The sequence below is a fragment of the Bradyrhizobium oligotrophicum genome, from assembly GCF_051168495.1.
Taxonomy (GTDB): domain Bacteria; phylum Pseudomonadota; class Alphaproteobacteria; order Rhizobiales; family Xanthobacteraceae; genus Bradyrhizobium; species Bradyrhizobium oligotrophicum_A.
In genome coordinates, this window is the sequence record NZ_JBNPVB010000004.1 from 344,146 (window position 1) to 361,485 (window position 17,340).

Sequence of the window (17,340 nt, forward strand, 5' to 3'; positions counted from 1 at the left end):
CTTGGTCTCCCTTGATGGGTCTTCGTTGACGATGTTGCTCAGAGCCGGATGACGGTCAGCGGGCGATCGCCTGCGGCGCGTCGCTGCCGGTTGGCTTGGACGCGACGATGGTCGGCTCCGTACGCCCGATCTTGACCACCGGTACCTTGCGTGGATCGTGATCCGGCGTCTCCGAGGTGAACGTCTTGCTGCGGCTGACCAGGAAGTCGATGATGTGGTTGCGCAACGCGTAATACAGCGGATGGCGATGCAGGTCGAAGCGCAGCCGGTCCTTTGGCAGCGGGTTCTCGACGATCTCGGCCAGCACTGCGCCCGGACCGTTGGTCATCAGCACGATCTTGTCGGCGAGATAGATCGCTTCATCAACGTCGTGGGTGATCATGAACACGGTCTGCCCGGTCTCCACGCAGATCCGCCGGACCTCGTCCTGCAACGTGCCGCGCGTCAGCGCGTCGAGCGCCGAGAACGGCTCGTCCATCAGCATGATCTTCGGCGTGATCGACAGCGCGCGAGCAATGCCGACGCGCTGCTTCATGCCGCCTGAGAGCTCCGACGGCCGCTTGTGCTCGGAGCCGGCGAGGCCGACCAGCTCGATATATTTCAGCGCATGCGCCTTGACCTTGGCGCGATCCCATTTGCGCCATTTCGACGAGACCGCATAGGCAACGTTGCCGAGCACCGTCCGCCACGGCAGCAGCGCATGGCTCTGGAAGATGACGGCGCGGTCGAGACTCGGCCCTTCGATGGCCTGGCCGTCGACCACGACCACGCCCTCGCTCGGCGCATCGAGCCCGGCCAGGATGTTCAGCACCGTCGTCTTGCCGCAGCCGGAATGCCCGATCACGCACACGAACTCGCCGCGCGCCATGCCGAGCCAAAGGTTCTCGAAGATGGTCGTGCTGCGCGTGCCATCATAGCGCTTGGCGATGCCCTCGATCGAGATGAACTTGTCGGTCATGGCAAGGCCGCTCCGTTTCCTCTCCCTCCAAGGACAGGTCTATCACCTACGACGCTCGGAGTTCTGTGAACGCCTGTCTCTCCGCCGTCATGGCCGGGCTTGTCCCGGCCATCCACGTCGTTCGGCATTCCGGGAAGGACGTGGATGCCCGGGACAAGCCCGGGCATGACGGAGTTACGAACAGGCAGGGGCGCGCGTCGAGATTGCCCCGTATCCTTCAAGGCGACAGCCTTGCCCCAGGTGAGGAGAAGCGCAGAGGCCGCATGGGTTCGAGCGGACATCATCGCCCTACTCCGGAAACGTCACGAGCCGCGAGACGCGGGCCAGGATCTGATCCAGCACCATGCCGACGAGGCCGATCAGCAGGATCGCGATGATCACGTTGGTGATCGAGAGGTTGTTCCACTCGTTCCAGACGAAGTAGCCGATGCCGGTGCCGCCAACGAGCATCTCGGCGGCGACGATCACGAGCCACGCAATGCCGATCGAGATCCGCATGCCCGTGAGGATGGTCGGCGCCGCCGCGGGCAGGATCACCGTGAAGGCGCGGCGGAAATTGCCGACCTCCAGCGTGCGGGCGACGTTGATCCACTCCTTGCGCACGCTGGCGACGCCGAAGGCGGTGTTGATCAGCATCGGCCACACCGAGCAGATGAAGATGACGAAGATCGCCGACAGGCTGGAATCCTTGATGGTGTAGAGCGCGAGCGGCATCCAGGCCAGCGGCGAGATCGGTTTGAGGATCTGGATGAACGGATCGAGCGCCTTGCTCATCAGGGGCGACATGCCGATCAGGAAGCCGAGGGGAATGGCGACCGCCACCGCGATCAGATAGCCGAGCATCACCCGCCCCAGCGAAAACGCGAGCTGGATGCCGAGCCCCTTGTCGTTTGGACCATTGTCGTAGAACGGCCGCTTGAGATGCTCCCACAGCTTGGCGCCGACATCGAGCGGCCCGGGCATCGCCGATTTGCCCTGCGTGGCCGTCATGCCCATCAGCTTGGCGTATTCCGGACTCATGCTGGCGGCCGTGCCCGTGCCGCGCGTGGCGAGATGCCAGGCGCCGAGGAACACGACGAGCAGCACGATCGAGACGATTGAGGCGCGAAAGCGGAGTGAGGCGGTCATCAGCGGCCCCACCCACAGCTGTCGTCCCTGCGAACGCAGGGACCCATAACCACCGAACTTAGTTGATGGACAAGAAAGTCGCCACCGCCCCTGCCCCAAGACAGGTCACGGCGTATGGGTCCCCGCGTCCGCGGGGACGACACCGTTGATGGGGTCGGCAGCGTCACCCTCTTCGCCCCCATCACGACGCCTTCTTGATCTTGAAGCTGGCGACGTAGTCGTCCGGCTTGGTCGGATCGAACGGCTTGCCCATCACCGAGAACGACTTGTAGGAGTCCTTCGGCGGCGAGAGCCCCATCTCGGTCATGACCTTGCGGGTGTCGGTGGCGAGATAGATCTGTTCGGCCACCGCCTTGTAGTCGACGTCGCCCTTGATCTGGCCCCAGCGCTTCATCTGGGTCAGCATCCACACCGCGAAGGACTGCCAGGGGAACGGATCGAAATCGACGCGCTTCGGATCGGTCTTCACGCCACCGAGACCGTCGGCATACGTGCCGGTCAACACCTGCTCCAGCACCGTGACGGGCGCGTTGATGTAGTTGGCCGGCGCGATCGCCTCCGCAATCTGTTTGCGATTCTCGGCCTTCGCCGCATAGGCGGTGGCGTCGACGATGGCGCGGGTCAGCGCCGCAAAGCTGTTCGGCGCCGTCGTGATGAACTCGCGACTGGCGGCGAAGCTGCAGCAGGGATGGCCGTCCCAGATCTCCTTGGAGAGGATGTGCAGGAAGCCGACACCGTCATAGATCGCGCGCTGGCAGATGTTGTCGGGCGCGAGGAAGCCGTCGATGTTGTCGGCGCGGAGGTTCGCGACCATCTCCGGCGGCGGCACCGAGCGCAACTGCACGTCGGTGTCGGGATCGATGCCGTGCTCGGCGAGATAATAGCGCAGCAGGTAGTTGTGCATCGAATAGTCGAACGGAATGGCGAACTTCAGGCCCTTCCAGTCCTTCGGATCGCGCTTGTCCTTGGACTTCATCGACAGCACGATGCCCTGCCCGTTGATGTTCTCGATCGCAGGCACGGTGAACGGGATCGGCTGCGCACCGAGACCCAAGGAAATCGCGATCGGCATCGGCGCCAGCATGTGCGCGGCGTCATATTCCTTGTTGATGGTCTTGTCGCGGACCACAGCCCAGCCGGCGGTCTTGACGACCTCGACGTTCAGGCCGGCCTTGGCATAGAAGCCGAGCGGCGCCGCCATGATGATCGGCGTCGCGCAGGTGATCGGGATGAAGCCGACCTTGAGGTCCTTCTTCTCGGGCGGGCCTGCTTCGGCGAAGGCCTCGGTCGCCGTCTTCAGCGGGAAGAATTGCGAAACGGCGGCGAGCGCGGTAGCAGCACCGACGGTTTTCAGGAAAGCACGCCGCGTCGCGGCTTCCGGAAACACCGCACGCAGCACGGCAGAGGCCACGACGTTCTCATAACGCTTCTCATGGGACTCGACGACCGGCTCACAGCGCAGCGCCAGCATGGCGTGGTCATGTTCGGCGGGGCTCTGATGCTGACCACAGATACAACCGGCATTCACGCGTGAACCGGCATCGAACGGATCATCGAAAATCGACATGTGCTGCGCCCCTTTGTCACACCTGCGCTATCCGCGCCTTCAAACTGCTCATCCGGCCGCATTTTTCAGCGGCCGGACGTGCATATCATGCAGCTTTTATGCCGCCTTGCTGGTCATCGCCGGCATCGGGAGACCTTCCTCGATCGGCAGCGACGGGTCACGCGACCACTCGTTCCACGAGCCGAAATACATCCGCACATCCTTCACACCGGCATTCTTCAGCGCGAGGAACGTGTTCGAGGCGCGCGCGCCCTTGAAGCAGTACAGATACACCGGCGTGTCGATGGTGATGCCGACGGTGGCGCATTCGGCGAGGATCTCGTCCTTCGACTTGAAGCGCGGGCCTTCGGCGGTCGGCTTCATCATGCGGTACCATTCCAGCCAGACGGCGCCGGGGATGCGGCCCTTGCGCGGGCAGAAATCCTTGCCGTAGGGCGAGGAGGAGTCGCCGATCCACTCATCGACATCGCGCACGTCGAGGATCGCGATCGACGGATTGCTGACGGCGGCCAGCATGGCCTTGGCGTCGATCAGGATGCTGCCCGCCTCCGGCACGATGGCGAACGAGGCCTTGGCCGGCGACGGCACGTCGGTGGTCACGGGCATGCCCGCAGCGACCCAGGCTTCGTAGCCGCCATGCAGCACCTTGACCTTGGGATAGCCGAGCATCGTGAGCAGGAAGTAGCCGCGGCAGGACTGGCCGAAGCCGGAGTTCATCGACTGCTCGTAGACGACGGCGGTTTCGGCACCCGACAGGCCGGCCGCGCCGAACGCGTCGGCGAACTTCGTCTTCAGTTCTTCGATGCCCTCCGGCGTCGACGTGGCGAGATAGGTGAAGATCTCGTGGACGTTGACGGCGCCGGGAAGATGTCCCGCACCATAGGCATCGGGATTGCGCGTGTCGATGATGACACACGGTTCTTTCTTGATGAAGTCAGCGAGTTCGCCGGCAGTAATCAGAACGTCCGTCATGGCAGGCCTCTCCTGGTGGATGTGTTGGTTTGCCGTTCTCGCCGGCGTCAGCCGTCGGCGAGCATCTTGCGGAGCTGCTTGGTCGCGGGGGTCACGATCGCGACGAAATAGGCCTCGCGCAGGCGACGTTCGGCGCGATTGCCCTTGATGTAGCCGCGGGCTCCGCAATGGAGCATCGCGGCATGAGCCGCAGCGACGCTGGCCTCGCCGGCACGAAGGCGCAGCGCGACAACCTTGCGCCAATAGGTCTCATCCGTGTTGTACGGATCGCTGGCGAGGATCGCGGTCTCCTTGGCGAGTTCGTCGGCGAGCGCATGAAAGTCGACCGGCTGCTGCGGCAGATAGCGGTTGACGTGGCCGAGGGGCGCCTCGACCTCCTGCATGATCTTGATGCAGTCCCTGATCAGGCCGAGCGCCATGCCTGCCTGCAGCAAGATGAAGCCGGCGCGGATCCTCTTGACGAAGGGACCAGCCGGATCGGCGAGGATCAATTCATCCGGCACGAACAGATCACGGAACTGGATGCCGTAGGTACCGGTTCCGTCCATCGCCAGGAACGGCTGGCACGGCTGCAAGGTCACCGCCGGCTCCGAGCAGTCGGCGATGAACATCACGATCTCGCCTGGCGCATCCTCGCGTTCGAAGATCGTGCCGAACATGTGGTCCGGCCCGAGATTCGAGACCCAGGGCAGCGCGCCGCGCACGACGTAGCCGCCCCCGACCTTACGGCCCTTCAGCTTGAGCTTCTCGATGCCGAAGAAGCTCTTCATCGGGTTGGAAAGCCCGGTGCCGCCGAGCAGCCTGCCGCTCGCGGCATCGTCGAGCAGACGATCCTTGAGCGCCTCGTTGCTCGAATTGGCGATGTACCAGACGAGCGTGCTCTGGCACCACGCCATGAACGCCGAGGCGCCGCAGACCTCGCCGATCGCACCGATGGCGTCGATGGCGCAGTTGAGGTCCGCGACACCATTATCCGGCACGTGGCTGCTCCACGCACCGACGTCGCCGAAGCGGCGGAGCATTTCGGCCGGATACACCGTCCCGGCGTCGATGCCGCAGGCCAGCGGCGCGAGCTCGTTGCGCGCGATCGCCGCGACCTGCTCCACGGTCGACGGCACGGGCATCACGCCCGCCCCATCGACCGCCAGATGCTGTCCGAGTGAACCCATCACGTCCTCCGCTACTCCAGGCGGTCAGCCCGGTTCAGATGCCGACTTCGAGATTGACCGGGCGCGTGAAGGTGTTCGCGACCGGCGACCACTTCTTCACATGGTCGACCAGGGCCTGGATCTCTTCCGGCGGGACGCCCTCACATTCCATGTCGACCTTGACGCGCACGTCGGTGAAGCCGACCGGCTTCTCGGAGACGTCGCCGGTGCCCCACACCGCGGTGATGTTGAGATCGCCCTCGAGCTCCAGCTCGAGCTTGTTGACCGTCCAGCCGCGATGCACGGCGTTGGCGTGCAGGCCCACCGCGAGGCACGAGCCCAGCGCGGCAAGCGAGGCCTCCGACGGATTCGGCGCAGTGTCGTCGCCCAGCAGCCCCGGCGGCTCGTCGACGATGTAGGGCGCGAGGTTGCGGATGTAGTTGGCGTGGCGGAACTTGCCCTCGGCCACGGTCTTGCACTTCAGGGTCTTGATGACCTTGGGATTGGCCTTGCCGTTGGCGATGAGCTGTTCGAGCCCGCCTTTGTCGATGGGTGCGAGGCACCCCGTCAGCGCCGTCTTCTGAACCACAGCGGTCATCTCTTTTCTCTCCCTGGGATCGAGGATACCGAACGGTCTGTTTCCTGCACGAAGCGTGCCAGGGGCGCTGAAATTCAAAAGCCGGAATGTTCCTCGCGGTTTAGGGAAAGATGGCAAAATGCGGCCGTCCCTCGCCTGCCCAAGCGCGATGCAGAATGCTGCCATGTCAGATCAAAATGAGCGCAGCGCTGCCTCATCGGCATCAGCGGTCTTGCTGACTCAGGCGCACAGCGATTAAGCTTGCACGCATGGGCAGATCCATGGGCAAGTCAGCTGCGGGCAAACAGACGGCGAAGAAGCAGGCGATCGCGCGACCGGTCGCCGCGGGCGATGATGAATCCGCGCGCGGCCGTCTGCTGGGCGCCGCCACGCATCTGTTCTGCAAGAACGGCATCAACGCCACCGGCATCGATGCCATCATCAGCGAAGCCGGCACCGCGAAGACCACGCTCTACAAACTGTTCGGATCGAAGACCGCGCTGGTCACCGCCGTGCTCGAGAGCGAAGGCAAGCAGTGGCGGGAATGGTTCATCGGTGCGATGGAGAGCGGCGGCGGCGATGCCGAGACCAAGCTCACGCGGATCTTCCCGGCGCTGAAGAGTTGGTTCGGCGAGGAGCGCTTCTACGGCTGTCCCTTCATCAACGCGGTCGGAGAGCACGACAAGGACCAGAAGCAGTTCCGCACCATTGCGATGCGCCACAAGAAGGTGGTGCTGGCGCATATCGAGAAGCTGGCCCGCGAGATGGGAGCGATCGATCCGGAAAGCTTCGCGCATCAGCTGGCACTGCTGATCGACGGCGCGATCGTAGCGGCGATGGTGTCGCGCAATCCGGAGGTCGCGGACATCGCGGGGATTGCGGCCGGCGCGTTGTTCGAGCCGGCCAAGCACAAGACCGGAAAGCGCGCCGGCAAGGCCGATCCGCAGCTTGCCGCCGTGTGAGCCCGTCTGCGAGCGGTGTACCCGTCCGTCTAACGGAAGTAGTCCGTGACCAGTTTCACGTCGGCCTGATCCGCGACAGTGCCGTTCAGGTTCGAATCGATGACGCGGCGGCACGCGGCAACCACGGCCTCGTCGCCGAGCTCGTTGGCCGCTTCGAGCACGTGCCAGGCCGCATCGATCGCCGCACGATCCGCCGGCGCATCGCGACGGCCGGACGCCCGTTCACGGCGAAGACGAGGTCCCATGCCATTCATCCGCGATCACCTCCCTCACTGCAGACTCAATGGGCGGCGGCACGCGGCGCACGCGCCGGGCCGCCCTTGCCGGGATTCTTGCGGGACTGATAGAATTCGAGCACGCTGCGCGAGGTCTGCGCCTGGAGCCTGGCATAGTCGCGCTCCATGTCCTGCAGCTCGCCTGCCGTGATGCGGTTGTCGCGGGCGCCGAGAAAGGCGAGCGCCATCATCGTGTCCCAGCTGAAGCCGAGCGCCTTGGCCAGCATCAGCAGCATCTCGCGGTTGCGGTCGAACAGCGCGCGCTCGACGACGTCGACCGGCAGACCCGACAGCAACGCGAGACCGATCGTCACCTCGTCGATCTTGTGCGCCGTGGCATAGCCGGCAATGCTGCTCTCGTGCAGATTGCCCATCCGGTGCTGGATCGAGACGGTGCGCTTGGCGACGAAGTAGTTGCGCGAGCCCGGACCGAACTTCGACTGCAGATCGCCGGCGATGTTGGCAACCGAACTCTCGATCTCGCCGACGAGCTCCGGCCGTTCCCCCGCCAGCCGCCGGCCGACGTCGTCCGACGCCTTGGCGATCAATTGCTGGAACAGGTGACGCGGGATGTCGAGCCGCCGGCCGAGGTGCTCGGCAAGGATCGAATCGTTCTCGGCACGCTGCACCATGTGCAGGAAGCCGGCGCCGGAGAACTGCGCGCCGTGATTGCGCGCCACCGCCGTGGCGACGGCACGATTGCCGCGCGTGGCCAGCACGTCGGTCACGGCCGGGCTCAAGCTCTTGCGCTCGGCGATCGCGAGCAGATGGTCCTGGCTCTTGGTGCTGGCGTTCTCGACCAGCGTGGCGTCGTCGAGCCGTTCGGACTCGCGCAGCACCGGGCCGGCGACCCAGATCTCGTCATCGAAGGCGAGCTTGCGGATCACGCTGGACGGCGAATACTCGATTTTGGCGAGGCGATCCGCGAGCTTGGCGCGCGCTTCGACCTCGATCTCGTCGGCGAGCCGGCCGATCACCTCGCCGAAGGTCGCGATCTCCTCCTCGCAATAACGTCCCGCGATCAGAAGATCGGTCGCATGCCACAGTGCACGCTCGCGGCTATCAGCGGTTCCTCGCGCGATGGCGTCTTCGAGGTCCCGCAGCACCGATCCAGTTTCGTTCATCATGAAAACCGCAAACTTTCTAAGAGGAATGGCAATGCCGGAACATACCGCTCGAACGCGAGTGTTCCGTAACCCGGCGCGCGAGGATTTGACCGGGCCTTTTCGTTCAAATGCGCAAAGACCCGTTAAGCACGGCAGACCTGTCTCCCTCAGCGCTCGCGCATCGCGTCGTGGACGTGCTCGCGCAGGGGCGCCAGCAGGAAGTCGATGATGCGCCGCTTGCCCGTCAGGATCTCGGCCTTGACCGACATGCCCGGCACCAGCGCGGCCGACCGGCCGTCGACCTCCAGCGTGCTGCGATCGAGCGCGATGTGGACCATGTAGCGCAGGCGCTCACTGGCCTCGACCCGGTCGGTCTGGTCGGCCTGGCGCTCGGCGCCCTGGACGCCGTTGGGATTGACCGGCGCGGCCTCGGCGTCGCGGTCGACGGCGGTCACCTTGCCGCCGAGCAGGCCGTAGCGCGTGAACGGAAAGGCGTCGATCTTGAGCTCGACGCGCTGGCCGGCCTCGACGAAGCCGACGTCGCGGTTCTCCACCACGGCCTCGACCTCGATCCTGTCGTCGTCGGGAACGACGGACATGAGCTGCTGCGCCGGCGTCACCACGGCGCCGGCGGCGGCAATGTGCATCTGCTGCACCGTGCCGTCGATCGGCGCGCGCAGGGTCTGCAGTTCGGCGCGTCGCGTCGCCTTGGCGAGCGCCTCGCCTGCGCCCCGCGCACGCTCGCGCGCCGTGGACAGATCGCGCATCGCCTTGTCGCGGATGTCGGCTTCTGTGGCTGTGATCTTCTGGTCGAGCCCGGCGATGGTGGCATCGAGCGCGATGATCTTGGCCTTGTTGATCTCGAGCTCGGAGCGGGTCTCGACCAGCAATTGCTGGCTCTCCAGCCGGGCGATGATCGAGGCATTGCCGATCTCGCTCGCCTTAGTGCGGATGTCGGCGCGCTGCGCCACCATCGGCAGCGTCTGCTCGTATTTGGCGGTCGTCTGCTGCAGCGCCTCGCGCTCGGCGACGTGCTGCGCCCGCTCCTGCGCCAGCGCCGCGAGCTGGCTGGCGCGCATGGACGCTTGCGCGGAGAGCTGCGCCTGGGCACGGGAACGGTCGAGCGGCGCAGCGCCGATCACGACGTCGAAGGGCGCCGTGGTCACGCCGTCGAGAAACGCCGCCAGCCGGACCTCGTCGAGCAGGCTCGCGATCAGATCGCTGCGGGCACGATCGGCCTCAGCGGTCACCGCCGTCTTGTCGAGTTCGATCAGTGCATCGCCGGCACGCACGCGCTGGCCGGGCTGCACCATGATCGCCTTGACGCTCGCCGTCTCGAACGGCTGAACCACCTGGGTGCGGGTGTGCGAAATCACCTTGCCGCTGGCGACCGCGACGATGTCGACCTTGCCCAGCACCGCCCAGCCGAGTGCCGCGAAGGTGACCGTGCACAGCGCCAGCGCAGTCATGCGCCCGAGCGGGTTGGGCGGTGTCTCCGTAATTTCCAGTGCGGCTGGAAGGAATTCGCGCTCGGACGCGCCGGCGCCGAACGACAGGCCGCGCAGAAGGCTCGCAGGTATCGTCATTGCCTTCTCCTCAGCGGCCCGCGGACTGGATCCGGTGCAGCGTCGCATAGCGGCCGCCGCCGGCCACCAGTTGCTCATGCGTGCCGTCTTCGATGATGACGCCGTTCTCGATCGTCAAGATTCGGTCGGCGCTGCGCACGGTCGAGAGCCGGTGCGCAATGATCAGCACGGTGCGGCCATCAACGATGTCGCGCATGTTGGCCTGGATGATGCTCTCGGATTCGTAGTCCAGCGCCGAGGTCGCCTCGTCGAAGATCAGGATGCGGGGATCGCCGACCAGCGCGCGCGCGATCGCGATGCGCTGGCGCTGGCCACCGGACAGCGACACGCCGCGCTCGCCGATCTTGGTGTCGTAGCCCTGCGGCATGCGGCAGATGAACTCGTGGGCGCCGGCGAGCTTCGCCGCCTCGACGACCTTCTCCATCGGCAGCGCCGGATCGGCGAGCGCGATGTTCTCGCGCACCGAGCGGTTGAACAGCACGTTCTCCTGCAGCACCACGCCGATCTGGCGCCGCAGCCAGGACGGATCCAGCACCGCGGTGTCGATGCCGTCGACCAGCACGCGGCCGGCTTCCGGCTGGTACAGCCGCTGCGCCAGCTTGGCGATCGTGCTCTTGCCCGAGCCCGAGGGGCCGACGATGCCCACCACCTGCCCTGCCCCGATCTTCAAGGACACCTCGCGCAGCACTGGCTGGGTGTCGAGGCCGTAGCGGAAGGTCACACGCTCGAACTCGATCGCGCCTTCCAGCGGCGGCAGGTTCTGCTCGGCGCCGCCGCTATGCGCCTCGACCGGCGTGTTGAGGATGTCGCCGAGCCGCTCGACCGACAGCCGTACCTGGTGGAAGTCCTGCCAGACCTGCACGAGGCGCAGCACCGGGCCTGAGACCTGGTTCGCGAGCATGTTGAAGGCGACGAGCTCGCCGACGGTCATCTTGTTCGCGATCACGAGCCCGGCGCCGACGAACAGCGTGATGGCACCGACGCCCTTGTTGAGCAGGCTCGCGGCCTGGCTCGCCCAATTGCCGATCTGCGCGGCCGAGAACGAGGCGCCGACATAGCTCGCGAGCTGCTCCTCCCAGCGCCGCTGCATCAGCGGCTCGACCGCCATCGCCTTGATGGTCTCGACGCCGGTGACGCTCTCGACCAGGAAGGCCTGGTTCTCGGCGCCGCGGCGGAATTTTTCGTCGAGCCTCGTGCGGAATGCCGGCGTGGTGGCGAGCGACAGCAGCGCATAGACGGGCAAGGTCGCGCAGACGATCCAGGCGAGCGTCGCGCTGTACAGGAACATCACGCCGATGAACACCGCAGCGAAAGCGAGATCGAGCACCAGGGTGATCGAGGACGAGGTGATGAACTGCCGGATCGTCTCGAGTTCGCGCACGCGCGCAACGCTGTCGCCGACGCGGCGGCTCTCGAAATAGGCCAGCGGCAGCCGCATCAGGTGCCGGAACAGCCGCGCGCCGAGCTCGACGTCGATCCGGTTGGAGGTGTGGGTGAACAGATAGGTGCGCAGGCCCGACAGCACCGCCTCGAACAGCGCGATCAGCGCGAGGCCCGCGACCATCACCTCGAGCGTCGACAGGCCGCGATGCACCAGCACCTTGTCGATCACGACCTGGAAGATCATCGGGGTCGCCAGGCCGAACAGCTGGATCACGAAGGATGCCAGCAGCACCTCGATCAGGATGCGTCGGTACTTGCCGATCGCGGCGACGAACCAGCCGAAGTTGAAGCGGCGAGCCGTGTCCGACAGCTCTGCGCGCTTGGCGATCAGGATCAGCTTGCCGGACCAGATGGCTTCGAACTCGGAAAACGTCAGAAGACGCGGTCCCGCGTCGCTCAGCCCCTGGATCAGAACGCCGGTCTCCGTCACCTTGCCCAGCACGGCAAAGCCGCCATCACTGAGCACGGCGAGCGTCGGCATCGGCGTGGCCTTCAGCCGTGCCACCTTAGAGATGACGAGCCTGGCCTTGACAGGAAAGCGCGCGGTGGCGCGCAGGAGATCATCGACGGAGAGCGCATCGCTGCGGCCGGCCTCGTGCTGGATGCGGCCGGGATCGGCGACGATGCCGAGCAGATGCAGCGACAGCGCCAACGCCCATGCACCCTGATCCGTACACGCCTGCATCGACTGATCCCGCCTCGTGGTTCGACGTCCCCGCCGCCACCCTCCGAGCCCGGCGTTCGCATGGCGTTAAGTCGGATGCTTAACGGGGGATGCACGCGGGTCCGTGTGGCTACGGGTTGTCGCGACAGATGGGCCTCATGGTTCGAGACGCGCCGCGCATGACGACCTTGCGTCGCATCGGCCTCATCGGCGCGTCGCTCCTCACCATGAGGGTCAAAAGCCGACGCCGACACCCCACACCGGGTCATGAACACGCCGACCGGCGTGCTCGTGGAGAGGATCAGGCACCGACCGCGGCGCGGCATTCCGGCTGAGCGTCCGACTCGCGCGCCTCGCCCTGAGGAGCCCGCCGGAGGCGGGCGTCTCGAAGGGCGAGGCCCGCTACTCAGGCCTCAAAGTTGGAGACAGCACTGCGCGTTGCCTCCGCAGACCGTCACGCCGCCATCGGCATCGCCAGCGTGCGCTGCTGCAAGGTCTGGCCCTGCGTGAACGCGACGCTCGACGAGCCGCCATCGGTCAGCGAGGCGATCGCCTGGACGAAGCCGGAGGCTGCGCCGGAGAGATCGTTGACGTCAGACGTCAGCTTCAGGCCGGACGACGTCGTGGTCGTCGTCGCCGCCAGCTTCTTGGCATCGCCGACATTGTCGATGGTGATGGTGTCGCCCGCCGCCAGCAGGGTCGCAAGGCTGACCTCGAAGGTGGTCTGCCAATATTGGCCGGCCGCGGAGCCCCAGGGGTTGCGGACCTGCAGCATGCCGTTGGCGCTGTTGTAGCCGTAGATCGACATCGCATGGCTCGCCACCAGCGTGGTCTTGCCGGTCGAATCCTTGGCGTTGGTGTAGGACGACAGGATGACGTCGTCTCCAGCAGCGAGGCTGGCCGCGATGGTCGCCAGCACGCTCGATGTCGCATTTCCGGTCGTATAGCCTGTCACGCCGAACGACGAGTTGTAGACCACCTTGCCCCAGGAGCCGCCCATGGCGCGGAAGTCGGTGATCTGGGTGGCGCCGGTGATCGCCTCGAGCGCGATCTCGGGAGCGCCGCCATTGCCGATCGTGGTGTAGGAATTGCCGTAGTTGATGGAGTTTCCGGTATAGACGCCGCTGGCCTGCAGCTCGGCATAGGCCTTCTCGGCGAGGCTCGCCCAGATCGCGGTGCCGCCATTGTTGAAGATGTTGCCGCCATTGGCGAGCGCGGTATTCACGGTAACGTACCGCGCGGCGCCGTTGACGTAGAAGCGCACGCCATAGCTGCCATTGCCGTTCACGGTGAACATCGACGAGATCACCGACTGCTCCTTGTAGGCGACCTCGGCGAGGCCGGCGAGCAGATAGCAGTCGCCCAGGTAGCCCTGGTTGATGTCGTTCATGCTTGCGCCGGCGGCCGCGAACAGCGGCTTGGTCGAATTGCTGTAGGACACCGAGAACTGGGTATTGCCTAGAATGACCCTGGACGACGGCAGGTCGGTGCCGAGGAACCATTTCCCGATGAGCTCGGCGAACTGCAGCTCGGTCGCGCCGCTGGCAAGGTTGCCGAGCGCGACAGAGCCGGCAGCACCGCCGGTCCAGGTCGCGTTCGCGGCATTGCCGTTGACGAAGGCCTGGGTGATATAGGTCAGGTAGCTCGACGTCGACACGCCGTTGTTGAGATTGGCGGCGATGGTCTTGAGATCGGCGAACTGGCTGGCGCTCAGCCTGGTCTTGGTCGCGGCCAGCGAGGCGTCGATGTCGGTAAAGACCTTGAGCAGGCCGGCATAGGTGACGGTGCCGTTGGTGATGGCGGCCGTCATGTCGGCCTTGATCGCGGCATTGGTGAGGGTGTTCACCCAGGCCGGCACCGTCGTCTTGGTGGCCGTCGTTCCGGCGACCGTCGTGGTGGTGGTCGTCTTCACGCCCGTGGCGGCGATCGATGTCGTGGTGGTCGCGGTCACGGTTGCAGCCACGCTGCAGAAATTGCCGAAGACGGCGATCGCCGCCGATGAATCCGCGGCCGGGGCGGCAGGCGGCGCCGCGGCGGCTGCCGTCGCCTGATTGGCCAGCCAGAGCGGGGTGAGGTCGGGTGTGAGCCAGCTGTCGTTCTCGAAGAATCCGGTCTGGTCGCTCGTATTGTCGGTCTGCGGCTTGCGTAGGCCCTGCAGCTGGATCGGCATTGGTCGAGGCTCTCCGTGAACGATGGGGTCTTTTCCTGATCGGCATCGCGATCAGTTGCCATCGTTCGCAACAGCCGTTGCCGCGAAGCTGCACGATCCGTTCGAATTTTAGAAACTTGTCTCGATCAGCAGTATGGCTTCACCGTCAGGTCGGTAGGAGTTTACGGATCGGCAGCAAATGATACGGAGGCCGTATTGGTACGGGTTCGCTCGTCGGGGCTGGGCGCGCGCTGCCGCCGATGTCCCCACTGCTTCGGCTTACTCCGTCACTCCGAGCGCAGCGAAGCAATCCAGACTCCCGCCTACGACTCTGGATTGCTTCGCTGCGCTCGCAATGACGGGGAGATAGCTTACGGACACCCGCGCATGTGCGCTGTTCGGGACCAGCCGGCTCGATCGAAAGGCTCTGCCGGGCCCGGATGTCACGTGCCTCCGATGGAGCTCACGGCATGACGTGGAGAACGCGCGCCTCGGCCTCCGCAACCGGTCGCTCGCGCGACGTCCAGGCGCACTCGGCGAGCGCCCGGTCGATCAGCCGCATGGCATCGGTCTCGCGGCCCCGGTCGAGCATCAGTTCGCCGGCAAAGAAGCTCGCCTCGCAACGCCGTGTCCTGCGCATGGCGGGCGAACCGCGGTCGGCTGCTGCAAGCACCGCCTCTGTCGTCTCTTGCCCGAGGAAGAGGCGAACGATCGGCGCCGGCCATTTGCTCATGTCGAGCCGCTTCGCCCGGTCGGCGAGTTCGCTCGACAGTCCGGCGCGGCGGCGCGCCAGGTCCAGCCATAAGGCCGCATCGGCATTCCGGGGATCCATCTCGCCGAGCCGTCTGAATTCCTCCTGCGACTGCTCGAGCAGACCGGCCTGGAAACTTGCAATCCCCAGTGCGCGATGGGCTTGCGCGCGGAGACCGTCGCGCACCGAGCCTGACGTCGGCGCCGGTCCGCTGTCGCGCGGACGAGTGTCGGCACGATTGAATGCCGCGAGAAAATCGGCCGAGGACTGCTGAACGACGGCCTTGTAGTCGTCGATCGCGTGGTCGACGTCGCCCTTGCGAAGGTAGGCTGCGGCACGCGCGAAACGGGCCTGGAGCACGTGCGGCGCAGCCGGCTTGCCGCGCTCGATCACGTCGGTGCAGCCGGTAATGCGCGCGTCGATACCGGGATCGGCCGCGTTCGTGCAGCGCTGCACGGCCGCCGATTGCGCATGCTCCGACAAGACGAAGATCGAGCCGATGATCAGCAGACACCCCACAAACGAGCGCCATCGTCGCGTAGTCATGAATTGCCCCCTTGGTATTTCGTTGTGCAGCGATGTTACCAAGGCCGATCCGGCAAACCACAACTTGAAATTGCGTTCGCGAAACATCGTTCAGCCGGTGTAAACGGGATCGCAGACTCGCGCGCCCTCATGCGCGATCAGCGTTCTCCAGCCTTGCAAGCCGCGTGATGCTTCAATCGGCGATTGTGGCGCCTGGTTCAGGCCTGACCAACGCCTCGCGGGCAAAGCGCCGACGGGTTGCGGCTGATTTAACTGGATGATCGCCTACTTCGCCTCGGCGATTAGTGCCGCCAGCAGCGTCAGCTCCGCCTCCAGGTCCGTCTCGACGTCCGCCGCCTTCACCTCGGTGACGCGATAGTCGCGGCTTTCCAGCCACGCCCGCCGTTGGACGCGGTCTGCAACGACGCCCTCGCTTTCCTCAGTCCCGACCAGCTCGATCGCGAGGCGGTGGATGAAGGAGACGAAGTCCGGGATGTGGCGGCCGACCGGGGTCTGGCGCTTGAACTGGCCGGCGAAGCGGCGGTCGCGCGAGAGCGCGTGCCACAGGATGCGCTCGGCATCGGTCGGATTGCGGCGGAGCAGCCGCGCCAGCCCGCGCAGCGAGCCGCGCGAATCCGGCAGGTTGGCCACCGTGCCCTGCTCGGCGATCAAGGCGCGCAGCCGCGTCGCCTGCTCACTGTCGAGCACGCCGCCCTTGGCCGGTCCCTTGCGCCCCTCGGCGATCGCCATGACCACTCCGTGCAGGGTGTGGATGTCCTGCCGCGACGGCTCCATGCGGAAGAAGATGTTGCGCAGATTGACCAGCATGGTCTCGCGCTTCTCGGCGGGCCGCAGGAATTCGACCCGGTCGAGCTCGCGCACCAGGTTCTCGAAGAATGCCTCCATCTGGTTCTGGGAGGCCCGCTCGGAACGCTCCGGCATCGCGAACGGCAGCGCGCCTGATGTCACCAGCTTGAACCACTCATAGCCCATCAGCAGCACCGCCTGGGCGAGGTTGAGCGAGGCGAAGCCCGGATTGACCGGATAGGTGATGATGCGGTTGGCGCGGGCGACCTCCTCGTTGGTCAACCCCGCCCGCTCGCGGCCGAACAGAATCCCAGCGCGGCCGCCCGCGGCGATCTGGCCCTGCATCTCCCGGGCGGCCGCCTCGGGCGCCATCACCGGTTTGGCCTGGTCGTGGGCCCGGGCGGTGGTCGCGAACACCAGGTCGAGGTCGGCGATCGCCTCCGGCAGGGTGTCGAACAGCCGGACATGGTCGATGATGTGGTCGGCCCCGGCCGCGGCCCGCTGGGCTGCGATGTTGGGCCAGCCGTCGCGCGGATTGACCAGGCGCAGCTCGGAGAGCGCGAAATTGCCCATCGCACGCGCCGCCATGCCGATGTTCTCGCCGAGCTGCGGCTCGACCAGGATCACCACCGGGCCTGCGATCTCCAATCTCACCTTCGTCTTGTCGGTGCCCGACACGATCAATCCTCAACTGCCACGTCACATGAAAAGCGCCAGCGCCG

14 protein-coding genes are annotated in these 17,340 nt (G+C 65.8%); 1 reads left to right on the forward strand and 13 read right to left on the reverse strand.

The features are described from left to right. Positions 1-55: 55 nt before the first annotated feature. The 6 genes from ACQR1B_RS10990 to ACQR1B_RS11015 all read right to left on the reverse strand — a co-directional run bounded on the left by ACQR1B_RS10990 (position 56) and on the right by ACQR1B_RS11015 (position 6,371). Positions 56-958, reverse strand: a complete 903-nt coding sequence (locus ACQR1B_RS10990; protein WP_434830917.1) for an ABC transporter ATP-binding protein — start codon at positions 956-958, stop codon at positions 56-58. A 288-nt stretch (positions 959-1,246) separates the two neighbouring features. Continuing rightward, positions 1,247-2,086, reverse strand: coding sequence for a nitrate ABC transporter permease (gene ntrB / locus ACQR1B_RS10995; RefSeq protein WP_434830916.1), 840 nt, complete (start codon positions 2,084-2,086; stop codon positions 1,247-1,249). Positions 2,087-2,267: 181 nt separating this feature from the next. Then, the gene (locus ACQR1B_RS11000) at positions 2,268-3,653 is read right to left on the reverse strand and encodes a CmpA/NrtA family ABC transporter substrate-binding protein (RefSeq protein ID WP_434830915.1); all 1,386 of its coding nucleotides are present in this window, start codon (positions 3,651-3,653) and stop codon (positions 2,268-2,270) included. A 96-nt stretch (positions 3,654-3,749) separates the two neighbouring features. Beyond that, positions 3,750-4,625, reverse strand: a complete 876-nt coding sequence (locus ACQR1B_RS11005) for a sulfurtransferase (RefSeq protein ID WP_434830914.1) — start codon at positions 4,623-4,625, stop codon at positions 3,750-3,752. A 47-nt stretch (positions 4,626-4,672) separates the two neighbouring features. Next, the gene (locus ACQR1B_RS11010; RefSeq protein ID WP_434830913.1) at positions 4,673-5,794 is read right to left on the reverse strand and encodes an acyl-CoA dehydrogenase family protein; all 1,122 of its coding nucleotides are present in this window, start codon (positions 5,792-5,794) and stop codon (positions 4,673-4,675) included. Between the two features lie 34 nt (positions 5,795-5,828). Continuing rightward, entirely contained in the window at positions 5,829-6,371 is a 543-nt protein-coding gene (locus ACQR1B_RS11015) for an OsmC family protein (protein WP_434830912.1), read from the reverse strand. A 260-nt stretch (positions 6,372-6,631) separates the two neighbouring features. Here ACQR1B_RS11015 and ACQR1B_RS11020 point away from each other — a divergent pair, with 260 nt between their 5' ends. Continuing rightward, positions 6,632-7,312 carry a TetR/AcrR family transcriptional regulator gene (locus tag ACQR1B_RS11020; RefSeq protein WP_434830911.1) on the forward strand — a complete coding sequence of 227 codons (681 nt, stop codon included), beginning with the start codon at positions 6,632-6,634 and terminating at the stop codon, positions 7,310-7,312. Between the two features lie 29 nt (positions 7,313-7,341). Here ACQR1B_RS11020 and ACQR1B_RS11025 read toward each other — a convergent pair whose 3' ends face one another. From ACQR1B_RS11025 to ACQR1B_RS11055, 7 genes are all read right to left on the reverse strand, one after another. Continuing rightward, positions 7,342-7,557: a hypothetical protein gene (locus ACQR1B_RS11025; RefSeq protein ID WP_434830910.1), complete on the reverse strand. Its 216-nt coding sequence runs from the start codon at positions 7,555-7,557 to the stop codon at positions 7,342-7,344. Between the two features lie 35 nt (positions 7,558-7,592). Then, complete coding sequence (locus tag ACQR1B_RS11030; RefSeq protein ID WP_434831201.1) at positions 7,593-8,711, reverse strand: DUF2336 domain-containing protein; 1,119 nt, start codon at positions 8,709-8,711, stop codon at positions 7,593-7,595. Between the two features lie 149 nt (positions 8,712-8,860). Continuing rightward, positions 8,861-10,279: an HlyD family type I secretion periplasmic adaptor subunit gene (locus ACQR1B_RS11035; RefSeq protein ID WP_434830909.1), complete on the reverse strand. Its 1,419-nt coding sequence runs from the start codon at positions 10,277-10,279 to the stop codon at positions 8,861-8,863. Positions 10,280-10,289: 10 nt separating this feature from the next. Continuing rightward, entirely contained in the window at positions 10,290-12,407 is a 2,118-nt protein-coding gene (locus ACQR1B_RS11040) for a type I secretion system permease/ATPase (RefSeq protein WP_434830908.1), read from the reverse strand. A 433-nt stretch (positions 12,408-12,840) separates the two neighbouring features. After that, complete coding sequence (locus ACQR1B_RS11045) at positions 12,841-14,556, reverse strand: C2 family cysteine protease (RefSeq protein WP_434830907.1); 1,716 nt, start codon at positions 14,554-14,556, stop codon at positions 12,841-12,843. Positions 14,557-14,998: 442 nt separating this feature from the next. Next, positions 14,999-15,832, reverse strand: coding sequence for a hypothetical protein (locus ACQR1B_RS11050; RefSeq protein ID WP_434830906.1), 834 nt, complete (start codon positions 15,830-15,832; stop codon positions 14,999-15,001). A 264-nt stretch (positions 15,833-16,096) separates the two neighbouring features. After that, on the reverse strand, positions 16,097-17,296 hold the full coding sequence (locus ACQR1B_RS11055; RefSeq protein ID WP_434830905.1) for a TrmJ/YjtD family RNA methyltransferase: 1,200 nt from the start codon (positions 17,294-17,296) through the stop codon (positions 16,097-16,099). Positions 17,297-17,340 lie beyond the last annotated feature (44 nt).

Excerpts from the sequence above, each read along its gene's own strand:
- ACQR1B_RS11030 (WP_434831201.1), bottom strand. The coding sequence starts at position 8,711 with ATGAACGAAACTGGATCGGTGCTGCGGGACCTCGAAGACGCCATCGCG.
- ACQR1B_RS11000 (WP_434830915.1), bottom strand. The coding sequence starts at position 3,653 with ATGTCGATTTTCGATGATCCGTTCGATGCCGGTTCACGCGTGAATGCC.
- ACQR1B_RS11020 (WP_434830911.1), top strand. The coding sequence starts at position 6,632 with ATGGGCAAGTCAGCTGCGGGCAAACAGACGGCGAAGAAGCAGGCGATC.
- ACQR1B_RS10990 (WP_434830917.1), bottom strand. The coding sequence starts at position 958 with ATGACCGACAAGTTCATCTCGATCGAGGGCATCGCCAAGCGCTATGAT.
- ACQR1B_RS11010 (WP_434830913.1), bottom strand. The coding sequence starts at position 5,794 with ATGGGTTCACTCGGACAGCATCTGGCGGTCGATGGGGCGGGCGTGATG.
- ACQR1B_RS11035 (WP_434830909.1), bottom strand. The coding sequence starts at position 10,279 with ATGACGATACCTGCGAGCCTTCTGCGCGGCCTGTCGTTCGGCGCCGGC.
- ntrB (WP_434830916.1), bottom strand. The coding sequence starts at position 2,086 with ATGACCGCCTCACTCCGCTTTCGCGCCTCAATCGTCTCGATCGTGCTG.
- ACQR1B_RS11050 (WP_434830906.1), bottom strand. The coding sequence starts at position 15,832 with ATGACTACGCGACGATGGCGCTCGTTTGTGGGGTGTCTGCTGATCATC.
- ACQR1B_RS11040 (WP_434830908.1), bottom strand. The coding sequence starts at position 12,407 with ATGCAGGCGTGTACGGATCAGGGTGCATGGGCGTTGGCGCTGTCGCTG.
- ACQR1B_RS11005 (WP_434830914.1), bottom strand. The coding sequence starts at position 4,625 with ATGACGGACGTTCTGATTACTGCCGGCGAACTCGCTGACTTCATCAAG.
- ACQR1B_RS11025 (WP_434830910.1), bottom strand. The coding sequence starts at position 7,557 with ATGGGACCTCGTCTTCGCCGTGAACGGGCGTCCGGCCGTCGCGATGCG.
- ACQR1B_RS11015 (WP_434830912.1), bottom strand. The coding sequence starts at position 6,371 with ATGACCGCTGTGGTTCAGAAGACGGCGCTGACGGGGTGCCTCGCACCC.
- ACQR1B_RS11045 (WP_434830907.1), bottom strand. The coding sequence starts at position 14,556 with ATGCCGATCCAGCTGCAGGGCCTACGCAAGCCGCAGACCGACAATACG.